This window comes from Spongiactinospora gelatinilytica, assembly GCF_003236385.1.
Lineage (GTDB): Bacteria > Actinomycetota > Actinomycetes > Streptosporangiales > Streptosporangiaceae > Spongiactinospora > Spongiactinospora gelatinilytica.
Genome location: NZ_POUA01000008.1, coordinates 29405 through 51715, shown reverse-complemented (window position 1 = coordinate 51715; position 22311 = coordinate 29405). Strand labels below are relative to the sequence as shown.

Here is a 22311-nt window from a genome sequence, read left to right as displayed (position 1 = left end):
AGTCACCGCCGCCATCACCGGCGCTCGCACCCCGGCCCAGGTCACCGGCTGGCTCTACGCCTCCACCCTCCACCTCACCCCCGCCGACCTACAAGAAATCGCCACAGCCCTCCACAAAACCGCCGCCGGCCACGGCCCCCTGACGCCCTAACACCGCAAAACCGGGCCGGACGGACTGTGGTTCCGTCCGGCCCGCGGCTTTTCGGCTGTGGGTCGTAAGCGTGCTCGTGGTCGTTCACCCAGTGCACCCGCTCCGACGTCGGATTGATCCAGATGTAGGCCATGTGCATCTTTGCTGAGATCGACATCGATTGGGTATCGCCACCGGTAGAGGACGCGTGCCTCTGCCACTGAGCAGCAACCGTCCGTGGGCAAGCGCACGCGCTCGGCATAGCCTTTTGCTTTCGCCGCGCTGTCTGCGGCATCCGGCAGGAAGGCAGAAAGGGGGGTGGGCAACGCCATGCAGGTGCGTGCGGCGGTCGTCGCCCGACCCGGCGGCGCTTTCGTCATCGAGAGCCTCGACATGGAAGCGCCGCGCCATGACGAGGTGCTCGTGCGAATCACGGCCTCGGGGATGTGCAGGACCGACCTGCACATCCGCGACCAGACGTACCCCGTACCGCTCCCGGTCGTTGCCGGGCACGAGGGCGTGGGAGTCGTTGAAGAGGTGGGATCGGCGATCTCGTCCTTTCGGCCCGGCCAGCGGGTCATCTTGTCCTACCCGCGCTGCGACCAGTGCGCGGCGTGCCTGGCGGCGCGGCCTCAGTACTGCGCGCACGGCTTCGCGCTGTCCTTCGGCGGCTCGCGACGAGACGGGAGCACCGCCCTGCGGGACCCGCGATCGGCCGGCCCGGTCCACGGACACATCTTCCAGCAGTCGTCGTTCGCTAGTCACGCACTCACGTGGCCCTCCAACCTGGTCCCCGTCCCTGACGGTGTGCCTCTTGAGGCAATGGCGCCCCTCGCCTGCGGCATGCAGACGGGGGCAGGGGCGGTCGTGAACGTGCTGCGCCCGGCTCCCGGTTCGTCCCTGCTCATCGTCGGCTGTGGAAGCGTCGGATTCGCCGCCCTCATGATCGCCGCGCGACTCGGACTCAGCCACCTGATCGTCGTGGATCCCGACCCCGGCCGCCTGCGTCTGGCGCGCGAACTCGGGGCGACCTGCGCATTGGACCCTCGCGACGGCGCCGTGTATGACCAGATTGCGGACATCTGTCCTGATGGCGTGTCCTACGCCATAGACACAAGCGCGTCTCCCGATGCCATCTCCGGCGCGGTCGCGGCCCTCGCCATGGACGGCACCCTCGTCCTGCTCGGGGCACCGCCGACGGGGACCACCGCATCGGTGGATCTCAACACGATCCTGAACGGACGGACCATACGTGGCGTCATCCAGGGAGACGCCGTCCCGCAGCTCTTCATCCCGTCCTTGATCGAGCTGCACCGTCGCGGTCTGTTCCCAATGGATCGCATCGTGACCTACTACGACTTCGACCAGATCAACCAGGCGGCCGCCGACATGGAGAGCGGATCGACGATCAAGCCGGTGCTGCGCATGCCCGAGCAGCACTCGTGAAACGACCAAGGAGCACACGAATGTCCGGGGTAATCCGGCCGCGCCCAGTGGCCCTCAACCTGATCGACGGCCAGTGGGTCGACTCTCCCGACCACCGTCCGAGCCACGACCCCGCAACAGGCGGTGAGCTGGGGCACTTCGCCTACGCCGACAAGGTCCTCACGCAGACGGCGATCGACGCCGCGGCGCGGGCGTTCGAGGAATCGGACTGGAAGCAGAACCGCCGGCTCCGCCACAGAGTGCTGAACAGCATGGCTGACCTCGTGGAACAGCACAGCTCGCAGCTCATCGAGATGCTGGCGCTGGAGAACGGCAAGGTCCGGGGCGAGGCCGCCTTCGAGGTGGGCATGATCCCGCCCAAACTGCGCTGGTGGGCGGCCATGGCCCTCACCGCCCAGGGCCGGTCGGCGGACATGGGCGAGGGGCGCACTTCGATCCTGCTGCGCGAACCGGTCGGCGTGGCGGGCGTCATCGTGCCGTTCAATTCACCCCTCATTCTGTCCGTTCGCTCGCTGGGGCCGGCGTTGGCGGCCGGCACGACGGTGGTGGTGAAGTTCCCCGAGGAGACCGCGCTGGTCAACTCGTTCTTCGCGGAGGTACTGCACCGGGCCGACGGGCTCCCGGACGGCGTCTTCAACGCTGTGAACAGCGACCGCGAGGGAGGGGCCGCGCTGGTCGACTCGCCGCAGGTTCCCGTCATCAGCTTCACCGGTGGCACGCGGACCGGGCGGGCCATCGCGACGGCCGCGGCCGAGCGCCTCAAGCGCTGCTCTCTCGAACTGGGCGGCAAGAGCCCGATGATCCTGTTCGAGACCGCCGATCTGGACGCCGCCGAGCCCGTCCTGGAGAAGGCGATCACCACGTTCGCGGGTCAGTTCTGCATGGCGGGCTCGCGACTGCTGGTCCATGAAAGCATCGCCGACCAGGTCCGCGAGCGCATGACGGCCAGGCTCGGCAAGGTCGAGGTCGGTCCCGCCGCCGATCCGTCCAGCAGCATGGGACCGCTGATGAAGCCGCAGGACGTCGAACGGGTCGACGCGGTCGTGCGCGAGGCGATCGACTCGGGCGCGCGGGTCCTCGTGCGCGGGGGTCCGGTGACCGAAGGTCCCCTGTCCCGCGGGGCGTTCTACCGGCCGACGCTGCTCGAAATCGACGACCCCAAGCTACCGATCGTTCAGGAAGAGACGTTCGGTCCGGTCCTCACGCTGCAGACCTTCTCCACCGAGGACGAGGCCGTCAGGCTCGCGAACGACTCCGACTACGGTCTCGCCGCGAGCGTGTGGTCGCGCGACCTGGACCAGCCGCTGCGGGTGGCTCGAAAGCTCCGGGTCGGGACCGTGTGGATCAACGAGTGGGCGGTGGTTCACGACGAGTTCGAAGAGGGCGGGTACAAGCAAAGCGGCCTCGAGCGTCTCAACGGCTTCTCCGGCATGGACGATTTCCTGGAGGCCAAGCACATCACGCAGAGCGACGCGGCCGGCCGATCAGGCCACTGAGGCTCGGAGACCGCAGTGGTGACCGCGTCAAAGCGATGTCAAGCGATCTGGCGCGAGATGGTCACGCTTGAGGTCAGGACCGCAGCGGCGAGGTTGTCGAGCCGCTTCGCGGAGCGGACCACAATGCCCAGGGCCCCGTGCAGGCGCCCCTGCCCGGTGAGGATGGGCGCGGCCACGGACACCGCTCCCAGGGTCATCTCCTCGCGTGAGTACGCCACTCCCCGGGCGCGCACCTGGCGGAGGTGGCGGTGCAGCCTGCCGGGCTCGGTGATGGTGTACATCGTGCGCCGGTCCAGGCCTCCCTCGATGACCCGGGCCAGCAGGTCGGGCGGAGACCACGCGAGCAGGCACTTGCCGACCGCCGTGGCGTGAAGAGGCAGGCGACCGCCCACCTGGGTCTCGTTCCGTACCGCGGTGGTCCCCGACACCTTCTCGACGCACAGCGCCTCAGTGCCGTCCAGGACGACCAACTGGACGGCCTCGCGCGTGGCGAGGAACAGGTCGTTCATGTACGGCAGCGCCGAGTCGGACAGCCCTCGCCGTTGCGGGGCCAGGGTGCCGACCGCCCACAGGCGCATCCCGATCCGGTAGCGGTCCTCGGGCGTCCGCTCCAGGGCGCCCCACGCGACGAGCTCTCCGATGAGGCGGCGAGTCGTGCTGATCGGCAGTCCCGTGGCTCGCGCGATCTCGGTCAGGCTCAGGTCCGGCCGCGCCATCGTGAAGCTCCCGAGGACCGCGAACAGCCGGCCCGCCAGCGAGGCTCCGGGTGAGCCGGTGTTGCCGGCCATGGCTCGCTCCTTTGTCCGGCGGACAATGTCGGGCCATCTTACGCATCTTGCCACTGAGCGGCACCAAAGGGTGGGCGGTGAGCCGGCCGGTCGCGTAACTTCGCTGGCTGAGCGGGCGGATGGATCGATCCGCTGCTGTGAGCACAGGCGAATGTGTCGTCGGTCAGAGGCGGAAAGAGAACATGGCGCGTGAGATGCGGGAGCGGGCGGTCGAGTCGTCCGACCTCCAGGACGTACTGGCCATCGAGCAGGTCATCGCTCGCTGGGCGGTCTGGCGCGACGCCGGAGACTGGGAGCGGTTCGGGACGCTGTGGCACCCCGACGGCTACATGACGGCGACGTGGTTCCAGGGGCCGGCACGAGAGTTCATCGAGGTCAGCCGGACAGGCTTCGAGAAGGGAGTGCGGATCAGTCACTTCCTGGGCGGCAGCTCCGTGGACGTCGTCGGGGGGCGCGCGATCGCGCAGACCAAGATGACGATCACTCAGCGGGCGTACGTGCACGAGGTCGAGGCGGACGTGGTGTGCCACGGGCGCTTCTACGACTTCATGGCACGCCTGGGCGACGCGTGGAAGATCGTGCGCCGGCAGCCGATCTACGAACATGACCGCATCGACCCACTGGATCCCGCCGCGACCCTGGATCTGGACCCGACCCGCCTGAGCCGGTTCCCGGTCGGCTACCGGCACCTGGCCTACATGCAGTCCGAGGCCGGGTTCACGGTGAAGCCCGGACTGCCCGGCTTGACCGGCAGCGCGGTGACCAGGCTCTACGCCGAGGGTGAAGCCTGGCTGCAGGGGTCGGACCGTCCAGGCGTCCCGCTGTGACCGGCGACGCCCTGCCGGCATCGGCCACCCGGCTCTCGTTCGTCCAGGAGCTGCCGTCGACTCGGGTCGTCTTCGGCAGGGGCTCCGCGGCGGACCTGCTGCCAGAGGTCGAGCGACTGGGCCTGGAGAGGATCGTCGTGATCGCGGACGCCGGCGCGGCCGAGGTCGCATCGAACTTGATCGCACCGCTCGGCGGGCGCGTCGCGGCGAGCTTCGACGGTGTTCGACCACACGTCCCGGCGGAGATGGCCACGCGGGCGCGCGAGCTAGCGGCCGACGCGAGAGCCGACGGCCTGCTGGCCATCGGCGGAGGCTCGACGACCGGCACCGCGAAGGCCGTCGCGCTGACCTCCCGGCTGCCGGTGCTGGCCGTGCCCACGACCTATGCCGGATCAGAGATGACCCCGGTGTGGGGAATCACGAGCGGGTCCACAAAGCGGACCGGCCGGTCCCTCGACGTGCTGCCCAGGACCGTGGTCTACGACCCCGGCCTCCTCGACGGGTTGCCGGCCCGTCTCGCGGCGACCTCATCGCTGAACGCGATGGCCCACTGCGTCGAGGCGCTGTCCGCGCCGGCGAGCAGCCCGCTCATCCGTATCGTCGCGTTGGAGGGGGTCAAGGCACTTCGCGAAGGACTCGACAAGATGGCGGCCGGTGCGACCCGCCGACCGGACGAGCTGCTCTACGGGGCGCACGTCGCCGGGACGGCCTTCGGCGTCGCGGGTTCGGGCCTGCACCACAAGATCTGTCACGTGCTGGGCGGCAGATTCGACCTCGCGCATGCGGAGCTGCACGCGGCGATCCTGCCGGCGGTGATCGAGTTCAACGCCCCCGCGTTGCCGGCCCGGATGGCGGACCTGGCGGCGAGTCTCGCCGCCGCGGATGCCGGGGTGGGGCTGCGGGCCCTCTACGACCGGCTGCGCCTGAACCCCACGCTGGAGTCGGCAGGTCTGCACCCGGCCGACTTCGAGGCGGCGGTGGACGCGGTGGCCGGGGTCTTGCCGCTCGACAACGTCCGGGCCGTCTCGCGAGCAGACGTGCGCGCGATTCTTGAGTCGGCATTCGCGGGAAGGAGGCGTACATGAGGACGAGTCCGACCGACCAGATCGAGCAGGCGGCACGAGAGCGGGCGGTTACCGAGGAGGTCGTCCGCAGCTTCGACCGGACGGAGTCCGAGCGTCTCCGCCAGCTCATGGCGTCCCTCGTGCGGCACCTGCACGCTTTCGCGCGAGACGTGCGACTGACCGAGGACGAGTGGCGGTACGCGATCCGGTACCTCACCGAGACCGGCCGGATCTGCACCGACACCCGGCAGGAGTTCATCCTGCTGTCCGACGTCCTGGGCCTGTCCACGCTGACCGTCGGGATCAACTCCCCGGTGCAGGGAGCCGCCACGCAGTCCACCGTGTTCGGGCCCTTCTTCGTGGAAGGCAGCCCCGAGGTCCCGCTCGGCGGCAGCATCGCCGGTGACCTCCAGGGCACACCGTGTTACGTGCAGGGGCGGGTCACCGGCACCGATGGACGGCCGGTGGCCGGCGCCCGGATCGAGATCTGGGAGGCCGACGAGGACGGCTTCTACGACGTGCAATACGCTGACGAGCGATACGGAGGCCGGGCTCAACTTCTACGATCGGCTGGCCGAGCGCACCGGCGAGCGCGAGATGACCGAATCGTTCGTCATCCCGATCCGGTCCGGCCGGGCATGGGAGGTCCCCGCGGGACATCTGTGCCGGATCATCACGACGGACGAGGGGCCACAGGTCGGCGACTTCAACGTCTGGAACCGCCACAACCCCAGGGAACGCCTCTGGGCCGCGCGGACCCGCCAGCTCCAACGCGCTCACGTGAGCCGTTACGACCGGCTTTGGTCCACACTTCCCTACCTGCGACCGCTGTTGACGGTCACCGGCGACTCCCTGGAGTCCTACGGGGTGGACGGCGACGGCGGACGGGTGCACGACCTGCTCGGCTCACGCTGCGACCCCTACGTCAACCGCATCCTCACCGGCGAGGACTTCGACTTCCACTGCCACTCCAACCTGGTCCGCGCCGTGCTGCCGTACGGCCTGACCGAGTCGGACGTCCACGACGTGCTCAACATCTTCCAGTGCACCGGCCTGAACGACGAGGACCGCTACTTCATGAAGGCGTCGCCCGCCAAGCCAGGGGACTTCTTCGAGTTCTTCGCCGAACAGGACCTGCTGTGCGCGCTGTCCACGTGCCCGGCGGGCGACCTCTCCCTGCCGTTCTGGGGTCCGGAGGCCCGCGATCCTCTGGAGGTGTGCAGGCCGCTGGCGGTCGAGGTCCACCGCCCGGCCGCCGGTCTGATCGATGGCTGGTCTCCGACGCCCCCGGCGTCGTATCAGGGCGTGCACGGCCTCCGTGCACCGGTCTGGTCTGTGAACGGGGGCTGATGTGTCCGAGCGCGCCCGGCCGGCCATCGACCTCAACGCCGACCTCGCCGAGGGGTTCGGCCGCTACGCGCTGGAGGGCGACATCGCGGTCATGCCCCTGGTCGACTCGGCCAACATCGCCTGCGGGTTCCACGCGGGCGACCCCAGGACCATCGACGCGGCGGTGTCCGCCGCCAAGCGGCACGGGGTGCGCGTCGGGGCGCACCCCGGGTTCCCCGATCTGGTCGGCTTCGGCCGCCGGATGATGGCGCTCGGAACCCATGAGATCACCACCGACCTGGTGTACCAGATCGGCGCGGTGGACGCGTTCTGCCGGCGGCACGGGGTCAGGCTCCGGCACGTCAAGCCGCACGGCGCGCTCGGCAACCTGGCATGGCAGGACCCCTCCGTGGCCGACGCCGTCGTGGCCGCGGTGGCGTCCGTCGATCCTGAGCTGGCCGTGCTGGCGATCAGCGGCTCCGCGCTGGAGAGCCGCGCCCGCGCGGCCGGGCTGCCCGTGGCCAGGGAGGCGTACCTGGACCGGGCCTACCGCGCCGACGGGACACTCGTGCCGCGCGCGGAGCCCGGCGCGGTGCTGCACGACGAGCACGCGATCGTCGAGCGGGCTCTGGAACTCGTCCGGCACGGAACCGTACGGGCCGTCGATGGCACCGTGCTCGACGTCGGCCCCGACACCCTGTGCCTGCACGGCGACACCGACATGGCCGCTCCCCTCCTCTCCGCCGTACGGACCGCGCTGGAGTCCGAGGGGGTGGCGCTGCGCGCCTTCGGTGACCCCGCTGATCTCCCGCGAACCGCCCACCCCGCCCCGAGGAGCACCCGCCGATGACCGTGGAAGCCGACGTCAGGGCCTTCATCCAGGCGAACGGCGATGCGTTCTTCGCCGACCTCGCCGAATGGCTGGCCATCCCCTCGATCTCCATCGACCCTGACCGAGCCGACGACGTCCGGCGATCCGCGGACTGGATCGCCGGCGCCCTCCGGCGGGCGGGCTTCCCGGCGGTGGAGGTGTGGCCGACGGCAGGCCATCCCGCGGTGTTCGCGGAGTGGCCCGCCGCGGAGCCGGACGCCACCACCGTGCTCGTGTACGGGCACCACGACGTCCAGCCGGTCGATCCGGTCGAACTGTGGGACACGCCGCCCTTCGAGCCGACGGTACGCGGCGAGCGGCTGTACGCGCGGGGCGCATCGGACGACAAGGGACAGATGCTCTTCCACGCCCTCGCCGTACGCGCGCACCTCGCGGTCACGGGCAGGTCCGCACCCGCGATCCACCTCAAGCTCCTCATCGAAGGCGAGGAAGAGGCCGGGTCGCCCAACCTCGACTCGCTCGTGCGCGGGCACGCCGATCGCCTCGCCTGCGACGTCGTCGTCAACTCCGACGCCAGCATGTGGTCCAAGGACGTCCCCACCACGTGCACCGGGATGCGCGGCGTCGTCGGAGCGCGGATCGTGTTCCGCGGGCCGTCGAGCGACGTGCACTCCGGGTCCTTCGGCGGTGCCGTGCGCAACCCTCTGACCGAGCTGTGCCGGGTGCTCGCCCGCCTGCACGACGACCAGGCCCGGGTCGCCATCCCCGGCTTCTACGATCGCGTGGCCGAGATCACCGAGGCCGAACGGGACCTGTTCGGGCGGCTGCCGTTCGACGAACGGGAGTGGCTGGCCAAGGCGCGGTCGCGGGTCGCGTACGGCGAGCAGGGCTACACCACGCTGGAACGCGTTTGGGCCCGGCCCACCGCCGAGCTGAACGGCATCTGGGGCGGGCACCGGGGCCCCGGGCTCAACACCATCATCCCCAGCGAGGCCGGGGCCACGGTCACCTTCCGGCTCGTGGCCCACCAGGAACCCCTGGAGATCCAGCACGCCGTCCGGCGGTGGGTGGAGGACCTGACGCCCCCCGGCATCGAGGCTCAGGTCGAGTTCTACGCCGATGGCGTCCGGCCCATCCTCACGCCGCTCGGCCATCCGGCCCTCGGGGCGGTGACCCGTGCCCTGGAGCGCGCCTTCGACCGTGAGGTGCTCTACACCCGCGAGGGGGGATCGGGCCCCTCGGCCGTCCTTCGCGATGTGCTCGGAGCCCCCGTCGTGTTCGTCGTGATGACGGTGCCCGACGACGCCTACCACGGGCCGAATGAGAAGGTGGAGATGCCGTTGCTGCTCAAGGGCGCGGAGGCGGTCGCGTACCTGTGGGACGAACTCGCGAGTCCCGGCGAGCTGCGGTGACCAGCGGTGCGGGCAGGGTCGCCGGAATCCGCCCGGCCGGCGACCGGGCGGTCCTGATCGAGCTGGACGACCTGGACAGCGTGCGGCGGCTGCACGAGGAACTGTCGCGGGCCCACATCACAGGCGTGGCCGACATCGTCCCCGGGGCTCGCACGCTCCTCGTGATCGCGGACCGGCCGCACGGCACCGCCCTGGCCGCCGCCGTACGCCTCGCCCGCGGACCGGCGGCCCCGTCCGGCGGGACGGCGCCGCCGGCGACCGTGCGGCTCCCCATCCGGTACGACGGCGCGGACCTCGCGGACGTGGCGAGACGTTGCGGGATCACCGTCGCGGAGGTGATCGAGCGGCACAGCCGTCCCAGGTACACCGCCGCCTTCCTCGGACTGTCGCCTGGGTTCGCCTATCTCGTCGGCCTGGATCCGGTCCTGCGGCTACCGCGGCGAGACACCCCCCGGACCTCGGTACCCGCCGGCGCGGTCGCCATGGCCAGTGAGTTCACGGGCGTCTATCCGAGGTCGTCACCGGGCGGCTGGCACCTGCTCGGCACCGTGGAGGAACGCCTGTGGGATCTCGATCGCGACCCCCCGGCACTGATCACGGCCGGGGTCGCCGTGCGTTTCGAGCCGATCGCATGAGAACCATCGACGTACCGTACTTCCTGGTCCGAGAACCGGGACCGCTCACCCTGGTGGAGGATCTCGGCCGTCCCGGCCACGCCGCCCTCGGCGTCCCGCCGTCGGGAGCGCTCGACGCGCCCGCGCTGAAACTCGCCAACCGCCTGGTCGGAAACCCCGAAGGCGCCGCGGGTCTCGAAATCGCCTTCGGGCACCTGATCGGCGAGTTCTCCGACGGCCGATGGTTCGCCGTGACCGGCGCCGATCTCGACGCCCGGCTCCACGAGACCCCGCTGACCCCCAACGTGCCCTACTACGCCGCACCGGGGCAGGTGCTGCGCCTGGGGGGCCGCCGGGGGCGTGGTGTGCGGGCCTACCTCGCGATCTCCGGCGGTATCGAGGTGCCCGCGGCACTGGGCAGCAGATCGGCGGACCTGATGTCGGGCCTTGGCCCCGCCCCGCTGCGCCGCGACCGGCGGCTCCCGCTCGGGCGTCCGTCCGGCCGGCTGCCCGGCGTCGATGTCGCACCCGTCGGCGCGATCGTCCAATCACCCACTCTGGAGATCGTCCCGGGCCCTCGCGACGACTGGTTCACACCGGACGCTGTCTGGAACCACCGGGGCCCCTCAAGCGGAGGCCAATCCGCGCCCTCAGGTGGCTTGAGCTGGGCAAATAGCCCATGCGTCGCGTAGGTTGCGCAAGATCACCCCTCGAATATCCCCAGCTCTGGATCGTGAGGGCAAGCCAACCTCACGATGACGATCGAGAAGGACCATGCGATTGAGGCAGGAGTTGCTACTGAACGCGGCGCCTTGTTTGACGTTCGTTGAACGCTAGTTCCCATGGTTGTCGAAACTGCGCAGGATCGCCACCAAGCTGACTCACCAGTCGCTCAAGGGTTGGCCAGCTAGGCAGATAGCGTCCAGCAAAGATCGCATACGCCGTCGATCGCCCCATTCGTGCCCGGAACGCATGTAACTCCACTTTCCACGGCGACCCGTTGCGAAGTTCGTCCAGCATGTTCAGGAGTTGCTGGTGAGCCGGGCCAGGTTTCTGATGTTTCTTATCGGGGAGGCTGGAATCTACGCTCCGTGACTCATCGACTGCATCTGTCCAGAGGCGAAGAAGCTCCTTCGCCGCTTCCTGTCCCGCGAGTGCCTCCGCAAGAGTCTCCGTGATGGCGTGACTCGGTAAGTTTGGGCCGGTCAGAGCCTTATAGACAGCTTGATGAGAGCAGGGAACCATCTTGGCAATAGCGGCAACGGATAGGTCACCGTTCTCTAGGACAAGCTTCTGCATAGACCTAAAGAAGTCAAGCTGTCTCCCTTCAGGAAGGGATGGGAGACGGAGCCGCTTCTTCGCCATGACTCATTCACCTCGGCGAACATCGTAGCGAGTTCGGTGCTACTCCTACGACCTCATCTTCATATCAACCTTATGGACGTTAAATATCAGAATGCATGAGACGTGTGACCTGGGGGTTTGTGTGTGTGCAAGACTGAATTTCCATAGACAGCATGAGGACCCGTGTGTCACGCCGACGCTGGCGGCCAACCTGACCGGCGCGTCACACGGGCCCTCTCAAGACGAAGGAGCACGATGACCGAACTCCGTCCGCATACCATCATGCCTGAAGAAGGCAGGCCAAAGGCCAAGAAGGCATCATCCGCACACAGCCACATGAGCGCTCGGGCCAAGTCGTTCGTGGATTTGGCCGCGCTCGTCGTGGTCGTAGCTGCCCCGGTCCTCCTGGTGTGGGTGGGGCAGGCGAGCGTGGCCGTGATCCTTGCTGTCGCCGAGTTTGTGGCGATCGTCCTGCGCGCGTGGTGGCGCGGGCACAACTAGCTAGGTGGGCGAGCCGGTTCTGGCTGGTCGGGCAGCCGGAACCGGCCTATCGGTCATGGCCACGTCGAAGGCAGTGCCTCGGAGGTTCTCGAAGCGCCTGGGGAGAGCTGGGCATCCGCACCAGACAGTCAGGAGGGCGGCGGGTCTACGCATGCCCGCTCGTAAGCGGTAAGGACGTAGTCAGGGATCGGCTCGTGAACGACAAGATCAATGCCGTGTCCGAGTGCCCACTGCCGGACGGTCCTGGCGTCGTGCTGGATTTTCTCAGCAGGGATCTTAACGCCAGATATCTTGGGCCTTGGGCGTATCAGGAGGTCGAGAAACTCATCCACCGAAGGCACTTCGGCTCCGCGGTCCGCGCGTGAGGGTGGTTCCTCCCAGAGGGGAATCTGTGACATGCAGGGGCGCTCCTGGTCGATCGCGGCGGTTGCTCAGGGGGCGGGCAGTACGTCGCTCGCTCACAGTCCGGCTTGTCGGCGACTCTCACATGCGGCAATGCTGACCCAATAGGAAGGTAGTGTGACAAAGGGGATATTTAGTGCATAGGGTCCACTTTGGCGGCGATCTAGTCGAGATTAAGTATGCTAATCCATGCTGGCATGCCGCTCTGTGTCTCGGATGTCGGGTATCCGGCTGGCAGGCTGGCGACCGCGTCCAGGGATGCGGTGTGCGAGGCTAGGTTCGTGTTGAATTGCAGGGTTATGAACGAACGAGTCCCCGCTCTCGGCATCACCTGTGACGCTCCATTGCTGGCCAGGTCATCGATGAGGAAGTCGTGGCCAGCGCTGACTGCTGGCAACGGTCTGCCCAACCATCGCCACGACGATCGCCAATCGCCGGTCTCGCTGATTTGGACTTCTCCAAGAGGATGTAGAAAACAAGATATTGTGTGCAGATTCTTGGTGGATCGGCCTCGCTTAGGATCAGCTTCTATTCAGTCCTATCAATCGATCTGCAGCAGGTGACCCTGTTGTATACAGTGAGGGTAGCCTCCGCTTGTAGAGGAGGCGCACTCCGGAAACTGTCGGTGCGCTCTACTAGACATGCCGCCGTGCCTAGTTGTTGAGGAGGTAGATCATGACTCTCAATGGCATGCTGGAAGCGTTAAACGCCGCAGCTCCGGATGCGCGTCAAGGACTGGTTTCCGCCTATGCTGGGCAGTTGGCGTCATACGAGGGCTCCGAGTCCCTAGGGCAACTCCTGGGTGTGCCGGATCCGGCGGCGAGCGATGTGGCGCGGCGTTGTAAGACTGTGCGAGCGCGCAATATCCTGATCAACAACGCCATTGGTGATTCGAGGGACTTGCTGCGCTGGGTCGTCTCTGACATTCGGCACCTCCGCACCTGCGGTAGGCAGTCACTTGTTGATATCTTGAGCGCCCTGCTTATCTCGCTGGTGGATGGTAATACCGGGGATCAAAACGACGGCGAACAGACGTCTCGCCTCAGGATTGATGCGACCCTAGGCGATCTATTGGAACGATGGGCGGCCTCGCTAGATGAGCGACGGCGGCTGATCTTTCGCCATCGGGTGGTCCGCAGAGATCGGAACCTTGATTACTTGGGCAACGAGCTGGGTGTGAGTCGTGAGCGGATTCGCCAGCTCGAAAAGAAAGTGGCTGAAGACTTCGCCGGTTGGCGCGAAACGACAGCGGTTGCGGAGCGTGTCTCAGAGCTGAGCGATGCAGTCCGCGTACACGCATCCCCGCTCATGACGATTGAGCAAGCGATTGCGAGGATCGCCGAGCTTTCCGCTGAAATTTATTCGTTCAGTCTCGAGCTGTCCGCCTTCCTCGGGGTGCTACTGCCCGATCTTGACATCGACGAACCTTGGCTGGCGATGACATCGCTGTCGGATCTCCGTGATGCAACCTTCCATGCAGCCGTCTGTTGTGATTTGGTCGAGGGGCAATGTGCAACCCTGGACCAGATTCGCGCTGAGCTGCTGCTGGACGCTGCGGACTGGGCTGCCTGGCTGAATTACTGCGGGCTTCGTTCGCTTGGGGATCTGGTGGTTCGCAAGGGTGCGTCCCAGCCTGAGCTGACGGTCGCTGTCCTCAGAGCGGAAGGACGTCCCTTGAGCGTAGAAGAGATCGCAGAGCGGATTCAGGTCGATACGATCAGATCGCTACGCAATCGACTGCAGGAGGACGATCGGATTTCAAGGGTGGGCCCCAACTCATATGGGTTGCCCGAGTGGGACCTTGAGACGTACGAGGGCATCCGCGAGGAGATTGTTCAACGCATCGAACGCGGCGGCGGCAGGGCATGGCTGTCTGACGTGGTTGATGAACTCGTCGAACAGTTTGGCGTCTCGCCGGCCAGTGTTCGCGCCTACGCGGCGCGGCGGGAGTTCTCTCGTAGGGATGGGTGGATCAGTTTGGCAGGGAATGGAGATGACGGGCCAAGCCAGGCACCACGCAGAATGCCCACCCCTGGAGAGACCCGTAGGTGCTTCTTCCTCAGGGGACAGTGGTGGTTCCGTGTAGACATCAACAAGGAGGTTCTGCGCGGGTCGGGCTTTACGGCGCCACGTGGCGTAATGGCCTTGTTCCAAGTCGCGGAGGGGACTGAACGCGTCTTCGCTGCTCTGGCCCAGGAGATCCGCATCTCCTGGGCAGCACCCCAGCCGCAATTCGGAAGCATCCGTTCACTGGCCACAGAGCTTCAGGCCAAGATCGGTGATGTGCTCTGGCTCGCACCGACCGACCATGGCACGGTTCGTGCCCGGCTGGTTCGGGCCTGGAGTAAGACCGAGGATGACGAGATCGCGCTTCGCGCCGGTGCCCCACGGGGATTGAGTGGAGAGGACCTGCGATCCGCCATAGCCGGCGCCCTTGCACTCTCTGCGCAAACCTCCTGGGCTGCTCTCGTGATGGCCTTGCGTGCTCGCGGCGACCTTAACCTCGCCGAAATCTTAGAGAGCTACACCCTGAGTGAGTCTTTTCGAGCACACGATTCTGTTCCTGATCTCGATGACTTCTTCGCTGCGCTTGGTGGCCAGTGATGGCTGAAATGCTGCGCGCCTTGACCATCGAGGACAGTTACAGGAGCGACCGTAGCAACGCCGTGGGCGAGTTCTATGTCCCCTGCCTCTCGCTCGCGAACCGATACGACCGAGCAGTCGGATACTTCACCAGCAAGTCTCTCGCACTGGTCGCTCGCGGGTTGGAAGGCTTTAGACGTAACGGAGGTCGTATTCGCCTCATAGCCAGTCCGCACCTAACGGACAGCGACATCGAGGAGATGCGGGCTGGGTATGCGTACCGAGAGATCATCGCCAAGGCAGTGCTCCGTGAGCTGGACCTAGACACCGAGCGTCCTCGGAAAGAACTCGCCGGGCTTGGGCTCCTCGGCCATCTCATTGCTCAAGGCGTGCTGGATGTGAAGATCGCTATCGTCCACGGCAGGGAAGGCCTTGCGCTCTACCACGAGAAGATTGGCCTCATCTCCGACAAGTATGGGGACACCGTCGCATTCACCGGTTCGATGAACGAGACCAGCTCCGCCTTCCTTGACAACTTCGAATCGATCCAGGTCTTCAGATCGTGGGAAGAGAACGACAAGGGCCGGGTGGACATCCTCCGATACGACTTCGATGAGCTGTGGGCCGGACGCACGCCACGGCTGGAGATCCTCCACTTTCCCGCTGTCGCGAAGGAGCGGTTCATCGCATTGGGCGAACGTGCCGGCGAGTTGCCGACCGGGACCGAAAGTCCTGAGCCACTGGTCGTGTCCACCGATCTCACGACCATGGGATGGGTGCGAGTGCCGCATGATGTGGAGCTGCGGGACTACCAGAAGACTGCGGTAGCGAAGTGGCTGAGCGCCAATGGCCGTGGCATGCTCCAGATGGCTACCGGCACTGGAAAGACGATCACCGCATTGGCGGCGCTCGACCAGATGGGGCGACAGCTTCACGCTCGTGATCTGTCCTTGGTCACGGTGGTTGTCGTCCCGCTCCTGGACCTTGTCGAGCAGTGGTCCGCAAAGCTTCGCAACTTCGGCGTTGTGCCGATCAAGTGCCGTGACTTGGTCGCGTCGTGGGAGCCGGCGGCGCGCAATGCGATAGCCGCTCTTCGGGCGCGCCGAGAAGGGAGCATCACATTGGTGGTCACCAATGCAACCTTCCGCGCGGCATCCTTCCAGGGGCTCCTTGCCGCCGTCGATCTGCCTCTGCTGATCGTCGCCGATGAGGCGCACCATCTGGGGGCAGAACATCTGCTGACGGCTCTCCCGGCACATGCCCAGTTCCGCCTCGCCCTTTCCGCCACACCGGAGCGATGGTTCGACCCGACGGGCACCGACGCCCTCAAGGACTACTTCGGGGACATTCTCATCGAACTTGGTCTCAAGGAGGCGATCGACCTAGGGGCGCTGACGAGATACAGATACCACCCAGTCCTCGTCCCCCTGGGCGACGACGAGGCAGAGCAGTACACCGAGCTCACCGTGAAGATCGGCGCGCTTATGAGATCGCAGGAGCCGGAGTCGGTGAGCGAGGATGAAAACTCACCGCTCGGAATGCTGCTAGGGATGCGGTCTAAGGTCCTCGGGCACGCTCGAGCCAAGGTGCCAGCCCTTCGGGAGGCACTGGAAGGACACAGGCACAGTTTCTTCCAGTTGATCTACTGCGCTGAGGGCGGCACACCGCTGATTGACGGCGGAACCGGGCCACGTCAGGTCGAGCAAGTCATCGAGCTGGTGGGCAAGGAGTTGGGTCTCAGAGCTCATACGTTCACCTCCAGAGAGCACAAGCGGCAACGCAGGGATCTGCTCCGATCGTTCGCGACTGGGCGTGACCTACAAGTTCTTGTGTCCATGCGCTGTCTGGACGAGGGGGTCGACCTCCCGGATGCTCGCGTGGCGTACATGCTCGCGAGTAGCACCAACCCTCGACAATTCATTCAGCGCCGTGGTCGGATCCTTCGAAGGGCGCCAGGGAAGAGCTTCGCGGAGGTTATCGACTTCGTGGTGACGCCCCCACAGGACCCTGCCCTGTTCGAAATCGAGCGCCGGCTCTTCCGGCGAGAGCTGGCTCGATGCGTCGAATTTGCCGGGTACGCGGAGAATCACGGCGAAGCCCTCGCCAAACTGAGGGAATTGCGCGATTATTACCAACTTCTTGATGTGTGAAGGGTGGAGAATAGACAGTGAGCGACCAGAACGAGCGCGAGATCGTCGGTCGTATCTATGCGGAGCTAAGCGATGAGGCGAAGAAGCTTATCGTGGACGTTCTGACTTTGGAGAAGGAGAACCTGCATCTGGGAGACACCGCGACGGTGACGCGCAACGTGAGCGACCAGATCATCCGGAGGGTTGAGGGCATCATCAAGTGAAGCTGCTGTCGATCGAGCTTGAGAACTTCAGACCGTACGGCGGACGTAGCAGCATCTCGTTCGCCCAGGAGCCGGGGCACAACGTCACGCTGGTATACGGCACCAACGGTGGCGGTAAGACGACCCTGCTCAACGCCTTCACCTGGGCCCTCTACGGGCATCTCAGCGCAGATGTCGAGCAGCAAGACAGATTGATCAACAACGGGATCTGGCAGGAAGCACGCGTCGGTTCGTCGGTGGACATGTCGGTGACCATTGAGTTCGAACACGAAGGCCGCACCTACACTGCACGCCGGTTTCTCACAGCGGAGAAGCAGAGTTCAGACCAGCGTTTGCCCAAGGCACAGCTGCTCCTCCTCGAGCGTGACGACAGGGGCGTCACCAAAGAGCTCAAGAGCGCTCAGGGACACATAGACAAGATTCTTCCCGAGCGCCTCAGCAAGTTCTTCTTCGTCAACGGTGAGCGCATCGAGCAGTTGGTCCGCAAGGAGGCCTACGCGGAGATCCAGCATGCGATCAAGACACTCCTCGGCCTAGAGCAGCTCGAGCGAGCCCTCAAGCACCTACCTACGGCGGCGAACAAGCTGCGTCACCAGCTGAAGTCCGAGGGGGCTAACAGTGAGCTCGCCGAGCGCCTGACTGCTGAGATCGATGCCATCTTCAAGGAGACGGAAGAGAAGAAGCAGGAGAAGGAGTCTCTTAACACTGAAGTTCAGCACCTCAAGGATGAGATTGAGCTACTCGCGGCACGTCTCAAGTCCCTGGACGGTGCCAAGCAACTTCAGCTTGAGCGTGAGCGCCTGGAACGGGAACGTGAGAGCGCCCATGAGTCACTGCGCAAGCTCGAAGACGAGCGCTCTCGGGTGCTCGCAGATTCAGGTTATCTAGCCTTCCTTCCTGATCTGCCTGAGGAGATCATCGCTGCCTGTGATGCACTTCGCGAGCGCGGTGAGCTGCCCGCACCATTAAAGCGCACGTTCATCGACGACCTTCTCGTAGAGGGCGAGTGCATCTGCGGTACCCATCTCACCGAAGGCTCGCCCGAGCGAGCAGCATTGGAAATGTGGCGTGCGCGTGCTGGCCTTGCCGACGTGGAAGCGGCATGGAATCAACTTCGCGGCGCTGTAGCCGGCTTGGAGGAGCGGCGTCGTGGCACGATGGATCGGTTGGCGGAGACGGATCGGCTGATCGGTGAGGCATCAGACAAAGAGCGCACGCTGGTTGAGCAGCTCAACGAGGTTTCCATTGAGATCAAGAAGCTGCCGGCGGAAGACATCAGTGCAATCGAAGTGCGACGCAGCAAGATGATCGACAAGTTGAGCGAGACGAGCAGACGCCTCGGCACAATCGACGAGCACCTCGACTTCCTGGCCAACCAGAAAAGGCAGAAAGAGGAGCAGGTCGACAAGATTCAGGTCAAGGACGAGAACAACCAGCGGATCCAGCGCCGGATCGCCGTGATCCGAGAGACCGAGACCGCGCTCCGGCAGATCCTTGAGCTCTTGTCCGACAGCATCCGCCGCCGTCTGGACACCCGCATCCGAACCCTGTTCAAACAGGCGTCGCTGAAGAACTACGAGCCGGAGCTTACGCCGGGATTCCAGCTGGAGTACTGGGAGCGGATAGGCGATGAGAAGGTCCCGGCCCCCAAGTCCACTGGTGAGAACATGCTGCTCTCACTCTCCTTCGTCGGCGCCATCGCGCAAGAGTGCCGCGACGCTGCCACGAATCCGAACCCCTTCTTCGGAGGCGTCGGCGGCGAGTATCCGATTGTCATGGACGCGGTGTTCGGCAACCTAGACGATGACTACCGTCGGCAGATCGCCAGGTTTCTCCCAGAGATGACCTCTCAGGTGGTGGTCCTGTCCAGCAAGGCCCAAGCCGAAGGGGTCGCCGAGAACTCGCTGCACCCGCGCGTGGGCAAGCAGTATGTGATTACGACCCATACGACGAAAAGTGACCTGCAGGACGTTACGAAGAAGATCGCTGTGAACGGGAGAGAGTACCCGTACCAGGTACTGGGATCTTCCTTCGACGGCGCAGAGTTCACTGAGGTGGCGCAATGATGACGAGCCCCAGTGAGCAGCGAGTTCGTCGGCCCAAGGGGCACGAGAGTCTGATCCAGCAGCTGAGCAAGGACGGCGATGGTCCATTCACCAGTATGGCCGCGACCTTACTTTTTGCAGCGTCCGTCGGCTACGCCCATGAGCGTAGGGAGGAGTTCAGCGAGACCGGCGAACCCATTCGGTACGAAGTCTTGCGCCGCTCTCCGACTGCCGAGGCATTCATCGACTCCCTCGGGGTACTGGAGCACCCTGGCGACGCTTCCATCCTGAGTGAGGAGCGCCTCGGGGAGCGGGTCACAATCTTCGAAGAGTATGCAAACGGTGGTCTCAACTACATCCAAGGCGAGATCAACGCGAGCAAGTCGCGGGTCATGGACGTGTTGTTGGAGATGGTACGACGAGCTGGCCGGGATCAGAGGTCCGGAGGGCTTCCCCCAGAGCTAGGCCAATTCTTCAGCCCTCCGGAGTTCTGAACCCCATGATGGGCATGTGACTCTCGCAGAGCAGATGGGCGGCGCTTGGGAAACCGAGCGTCGCCTGACCGCCATCGGCAGAACGGGACTTTCCGTACCCGCGCGTCAGGCTGTGGTGGACCAGCAGATCACGTCTGACTCGTCAGTCCTGGACTATGGCTGCGGACGAGGGGATGATGTCCGGGCTCTACAGGGGGTCGCCATGAGAGCGGTCGGCTGGGACCCCCACTATCACCCCGAAGGCAGCCTCAACCCATCGGATGTCGTGCTGCTGACTTATGTCCTCAACATCATCGAGGACCCGGAGGAACGGCGTCGTACGCTCGTCAAGGCGTGGGGGCTTGCTAAGGGGATCTTGGTGGTCTCCGCTCGTCTCACCTGGGAGAAGTCCAAGATCAAGGGCACGGGTTTCGGCGACGGAGTCCTTACCAGCCGGCGGACGTTTCAGCACCTGTTCAGTGCTGGAGAGCTCCGAAGTTGCGTTGAGGATGCCACAGGCGTCCGGTGCGTCTCTGCGGCTCCCGGAATCGTCTATGCCTTCAAGCGTGATGAAGCGCGCCTGGGCTATCTGGCTCGTCGGATCGCACCCGCGGCCATTTGGCTGGCCTCTGACGACGCGGCATCGGCGATAGCCTCGGTAGTCGACTACACAGAGCGACGCGGGCGGGTGCCGCGTGTAGAGGAGATGCCGGCGCAGATGGCGGAGCTCCTAGCCCATTTGAACACCGCAGAACTGCAGCGGATCGTCCGGGTGTCGGCCGATCCAGACAAGGTCGTGGAAGGTGCGAAGAGATCCACCTTGACCACGCTGCTGTTCCTAGGTGTGGAGCTGTTCAATGGGCGTGCCCCCTTCGGATGCCTCCCCCTTCCCGTGCAGCTCGACGTGAGAGCGTTCTTCAACTCCTACAGGGAAGCATGCATGCGGTCCGATCGTCTGCTGCTCAAGCTGCGCGATGATGCCTATGTCCGTGGTGCGATGAACGGGTCAAAGGCTGGCAAGCTCACGCCAACAGCCCTGTACGTGCATCGCCGGGCAATTGATCACATGCCCGTTGTGCTACGCCTGTATGAGCACTGCGCTTCGCTCGCGGCAGGACGTCCGCAGGAGTGGACCCTGGCCAAGCTGCGCCATCAGGGTAGGGGAGTGAGTTGGCTGGACTATCCCGAGTTCGACACGGATCCGCATCCGCGGCTGCGATCGTCCTACATGGTCGATCTCACCACATTCAAGACCTCACACATGCCCTACGAGCAGTCGGAGAACAGACCTCTACTCCATCGCAAGCATGAGTTTCTTCACCCGGATGACCCCAGTGTTCCGAAGTATCGGCGACTAACCGAGAGCGAGCTGCGAGCCGGCCTATACGCCAATCCCCATCTCATTAGGACGGAGCAGGGCTGGGAGGCCGAGCTAGTCCGCTGCGGCCGCCAGCTCCGTGGTCACCGACTGATCAAGAGGAAGTGACCGGTGCGATGCCGGATTGGTACTCGGCGATGATACTTGCGAACTCGTCGACGTCCAGTGCCTGAGCCTGGTCGGGGAACCAAGAGAGGCGCAGCCCGTTGCTGGCCTGTTCTTCGGGCAGTCCCATCGCTGCGAGAACATGGCTTGGGGTGTACGACGCACTTGTACAGGCGGATCCGGTGGCCACCGCGGCGTAGTTCTTCAGCTGCAAGATCAAGGCCTCAGTGTCCACGCCCGCGAACGACAGGTTGAGGATGTGCGGGACCACGTGCTCTTGGTCGCCATGGAGGTTGAAGCGGGTCTTGTCGAGTCCCTTCAGCAGACGGGCGCGGAACTCGCTGGCCGCTTGCAGCCACTGTGTACGTTCGCTTTCGAACACCTCAAGAGCTTTGGACAGACCCATGATGAGGGGAACCGGAAGTGTGCCGGGGCGGAGCTTGCGTTCCTGGCCGCCTCCGTACATCAGCGGGGTCAGCGGCACGGAGTCCCGCCCGCGGCGTCTGATGAGCAGGCCGCCCACTCCCTTGGGCGCTCCAATCTTGTGCCCGCTGAAGCTGATGAGATCGATTGGTGCACGAAGGTCGTCTGGCAGCTTGCCGAAGCCCTGGGCCGCGTCAACGTGAAGATACGTGGAAGTGGAGCGGAGATGCTCGGCCAGCGCGGCGACGGGCTGGATGACACCAGTCTCGTTGTTGACCTGCATGACAGATACAAGCAGCGTGTCAGGACGTAGCCGTTCCAGTACGGCTTCCGCGCTCACGCGGCCGGAGGAGCCCGGTTCGATCAGCTCGACCTCGAAACTCTGTGACTGTAGGTGCTCCAGTGGCTCCAGCACAGCCTTGTGCTCAATTGCGGTGCTGATGATGTGACGGCGTTCAGCCTTAGCGCCGAAAGGAGCCAGCCCCAGGATGGCGATGTTGTTGCTCTCGGTTGCACCGCTGGTGAAGATCAACTCATCCGGGCGTGCGCAGAGGTGGGCTGCGATGCCTTCACGAGCGCGGGCTACTGCCTTCTTGGCGCGAGTTCCATACTCATGGGTACGCGAGCCCGCATTGCCGAAATCTTGGGACATCCAGTGCAGGACGACCTCGGCGACCTCCGGGAGCACCCTCGTCGTTGCCGCAGCATCCAGGTAGGCGACCACATGCACCCCAGCTCTCATCATTGTTGGCATCACATCACGTGT

18 protein-coding genes and 2 pseudogenes are annotated in these 22311 nt (G+C 65.2%); 18 read left to right on the top strand and 2 right to left on the bottom strand.

From position 1 onward, the window contains the following. The first annotated feature begins 448 nt into the window (after positions 1-448). Both C1I98_RS02070 and C1I98_RS02065 read left to right on the top strand, forming a co-directional pair. On the top strand, positions 449-1576 hold the full coding sequence (locus C1I98_RS02070) for an NAD(P)-dependent alcohol dehydrogenase (protein ID WP_199536662.1): 1128 nt from the start codon (positions 449-451) through the stop codon (positions 1574-1576). A 20-nt stretch (positions 1577-1596) separates the two neighbouring features. Further along, entirely contained in the window at positions 1597-3072 is a 1476-nt protein-coding gene (locus C1I98_RS02065; RefSeq protein ID WP_111165330.1) for an aldehyde dehydrogenase family protein, read from the top strand. A 38-nt stretch (positions 3073-3110) separates the two neighbouring features. Here the strand turns inward: C1I98_RS02065 and C1I98_RS02060 are convergent, their stop codons facing one another. Beyond that, positions 3111-3860, bottom strand: coding sequence for an IclR family transcriptional regulator (locus tag C1I98_RS02060; protein ID WP_111165329.1), 750 nt, complete (start codon positions 3858-3860; stop codon positions 3111-3113). Positions 3861-4042: 182 nt separating this feature from the next. On the opposite strand from C1I98_RS02060, the gene C1I98_RS02055 reads away from it, so the two are divergent. The 16 genes and pseudogenes from C1I98_RS02055 (at position 4043) to C1I98_RS01990 (ending at position 21125) form a co-directional block, all read left to right on the top strand. Next, positions 4043-4687 (top strand): nuclear transport factor 2 family protein, encoded by a 645-nt coding sequence (locus C1I98_RS02055; RefSeq protein WP_233507026.1) that lies wholly within the window; start codon positions 4043-4045, stop codon positions 4685-4687. Continuing rightward, entirely contained in the window at positions 4684-5772 is a 1089-nt protein-coding gene (locus C1I98_RS02050) for a maleylacetate reductase (RefSeq protein WP_199536661.1), read from the top strand. The genes C1I98_RS02055 and C1I98_RS02050 overlap by 4 nt, the downstream gene beginning before the upstream one ends. Continuing rightward, positions 5769-6263 (top strand): annotated as a pseudogene (locus C1I98_RS45475) (dioxygenase); the annotation flags it as partial. The gene C1I98_RS02050 and the pseudogene C1I98_RS45475, both read left to right, overlap by 4 nt. Positions 6264-6309: 46 nt before the next feature. Then, positions 6310-7101 (top strand): annotated as a pseudogene (locus C1I98_RS02040) (urea carboxylase-associated family protein); the annotation flags it as partial. A gap of 1 nt (position 7102) precedes the next feature. Then, positions 7103-7930, top strand: coding sequence for a LamB/YcsF family protein (locus C1I98_RS02035; protein WP_111165326.1), 828 nt, complete (start codon positions 7103-7105; stop codon positions 7928-7930). Beyond that, positions 7927-9324: a dipeptidase gene (locus tag C1I98_RS02030; protein ID WP_111165325.1), complete on the top strand. Its 1398-nt coding sequence runs from the start codon at positions 7927-7929 to the stop codon at positions 9322-9324. Before C1I98_RS02035 ends, C1I98_RS02030 begins: the two co-directional genes overlap by 4 nt. Continuing rightward, positions 9321-9959: a 5-oxoprolinase subunit B family protein gene (locus tag C1I98_RS02025; protein ID WP_233507022.1), complete on the top strand. Its 639-nt coding sequence runs from the start codon at positions 9321-9323 to the stop codon at positions 9957-9959. Before C1I98_RS02030 ends, C1I98_RS02025 begins: the two co-directional genes overlap by 4 nt. Continuing rightward, positions 9956-10630: a 5-oxoprolinase subunit C family protein gene (locus C1I98_RS02020; protein ID WP_111165324.1), complete on the top strand. Its 675-nt coding sequence runs from the start codon at positions 9956-9958 to the stop codon at positions 10628-10630. Before C1I98_RS02025 ends, C1I98_RS02020 begins: the two co-directional genes overlap by 4 nt. A 907-nt stretch (positions 10631-11537) precedes the next feature. Further along, complete coding sequence (locus C1I98_RS40280; protein ID WP_146607250.1) at positions 11538-11783, top strand: hypothetical protein; 246 nt, start codon at positions 11538-11540, stop codon at positions 11781-11783. A gap of 194 nt (positions 11784-11977) precedes the next feature. Beyond that, complete coding sequence (locus C1I98_RS41090; protein ID WP_158557863.1) at positions 11978-12148, top strand: hypothetical protein; 171 nt, start codon at positions 11978-11980, stop codon at positions 12146-12148. 712 nt (positions 12149-12860) lie between these two features. Continuing rightward, positions 12861-14789, top strand: a complete 1929-nt coding sequence (locus C1I98_RS02015; protein ID WP_111165323.1) for a sigma factor-like helix-turn-helix DNA-binding protein — start codon at positions 12861-12863, stop codon at positions 14787-14789. A 20-nt stretch (positions 14790-14809) separates the two neighbouring features. Then, on the top strand, positions 14810-16918 hold the full coding sequence (locus C1I98_RS02010; RefSeq protein WP_199536660.1) for a DEAD/DEAH box helicase family protein: 2109 nt from the start codon (positions 14810-14812) through the stop codon (positions 16916-16918). Between the two features lie 17 nt (positions 16919-16935). Then, positions 16936-17121 carry a hypothetical protein gene (locus C1I98_RS02005; RefSeq protein WP_111165322.1) on the top strand — a complete coding sequence of 62 codons (186 nt, stop codon included), beginning with the start codon at positions 16936-16938 and terminating at the stop codon, positions 17119-17121. Further along, positions 17118-19187 (top strand): AAA family ATPase, encoded by a 2070-nt coding sequence (locus C1I98_RS02000; RefSeq protein WP_111165321.1) that lies wholly within the window; start codon positions 17118-17120, stop codon positions 19185-19187. Before C1I98_RS02005 ends, C1I98_RS02000 begins: the two co-directional genes overlap by 4 nt. Further along, complete coding sequence (locus C1I98_RS01995; protein ID WP_111165320.1) at positions 19184-19660, top strand: DNA phosphorothioation-associated protein 4; 477 nt, start codon at positions 19184-19186, stop codon at positions 19658-19660. Before C1I98_RS02000 ends, C1I98_RS01995 begins: the two co-directional genes overlap by 4 nt. Positions 19661-19676: 16 nt before the next feature. Next, entirely contained in the window at positions 19677-21125 is a 1449-nt protein-coding gene (locus tag C1I98_RS01990) for a DNA phosphorothioation-associated putative methyltransferase (RefSeq protein WP_233507020.1), read from the top strand. Here C1I98_RS01990 and dndA read toward each other — a convergent pair. Further along, positions 21112-22275, bottom strand: a complete 1164-nt coding sequence (gene dndA / locus C1I98_RS01985; protein ID WP_233507018.1) for a cysteine desulfurase DndA — start codon at positions 22273-22275, stop codon at positions 21112-21114. The two genes, C1I98_RS01990 and dndA, sit on opposite strands and share 14 nt — an antisense overlap. Positions 22276-22311 lie beyond the last annotated feature (36 nt).

Excerpts from the sequence above, each read along its gene's own strand:
- C1I98_RS02030 (WP_111165325.1), top strand. The coding sequence starts at position 7,927 with ATGACCGTGGAAGCCGACGTCAGGGCCTTCATCCAGGCGAACGGCGAT.
- C1I98_RS01995 (WP_111165320.1), top strand. The coding sequence starts at position 19,184 with ATGATGACGAGCCCCAGTGAGCAGCGAGTTCGTCGGCCCAAGGGGCAC.
- C1I98_RS02015 (WP_111165323.1), top strand. The coding sequence starts at position 12,861 with ATGACTCTCAATGGCATGCTGGAAGCGTTAAACGCCGCAGCTCCGGAT.
- C1I98_RS02065 (WP_111165330.1), top strand. The coding sequence starts at position 1,597 with ATGTCCGGGGTAATCCGGCCGCGCCCAGTGGCCCTCAACCTGATCGAC.
- C1I98_RS02060 (WP_111165329.1), bottom strand. The coding sequence starts at position 3,860 with ATGGCCGGCAACACCGGCTCACCCGGAGCCTCGCTGGCGGGCCGGCTG.
- C1I98_RS02020 (WP_111165324.1), top strand. The coding sequence starts at position 9,956 with ATGAGAACCATCGACGTACCGTACTTCCTGGTCCGAGAACCGGGACCG.
- C1I98_RS40280 (WP_146607250.1), top strand. The coding sequence starts at position 11,538 with ATGACCGAACTCCGTCCGCATACCATCATGCCTGAAGAAGGCAGGCCA.
- C1I98_RS02055 (WP_233507026.1), top strand. The coding sequence starts at position 4,043 with ATGGCGCGTGAGATGCGGGAGCGGGCGGTCGAGTCGTCCGACCTCCAG.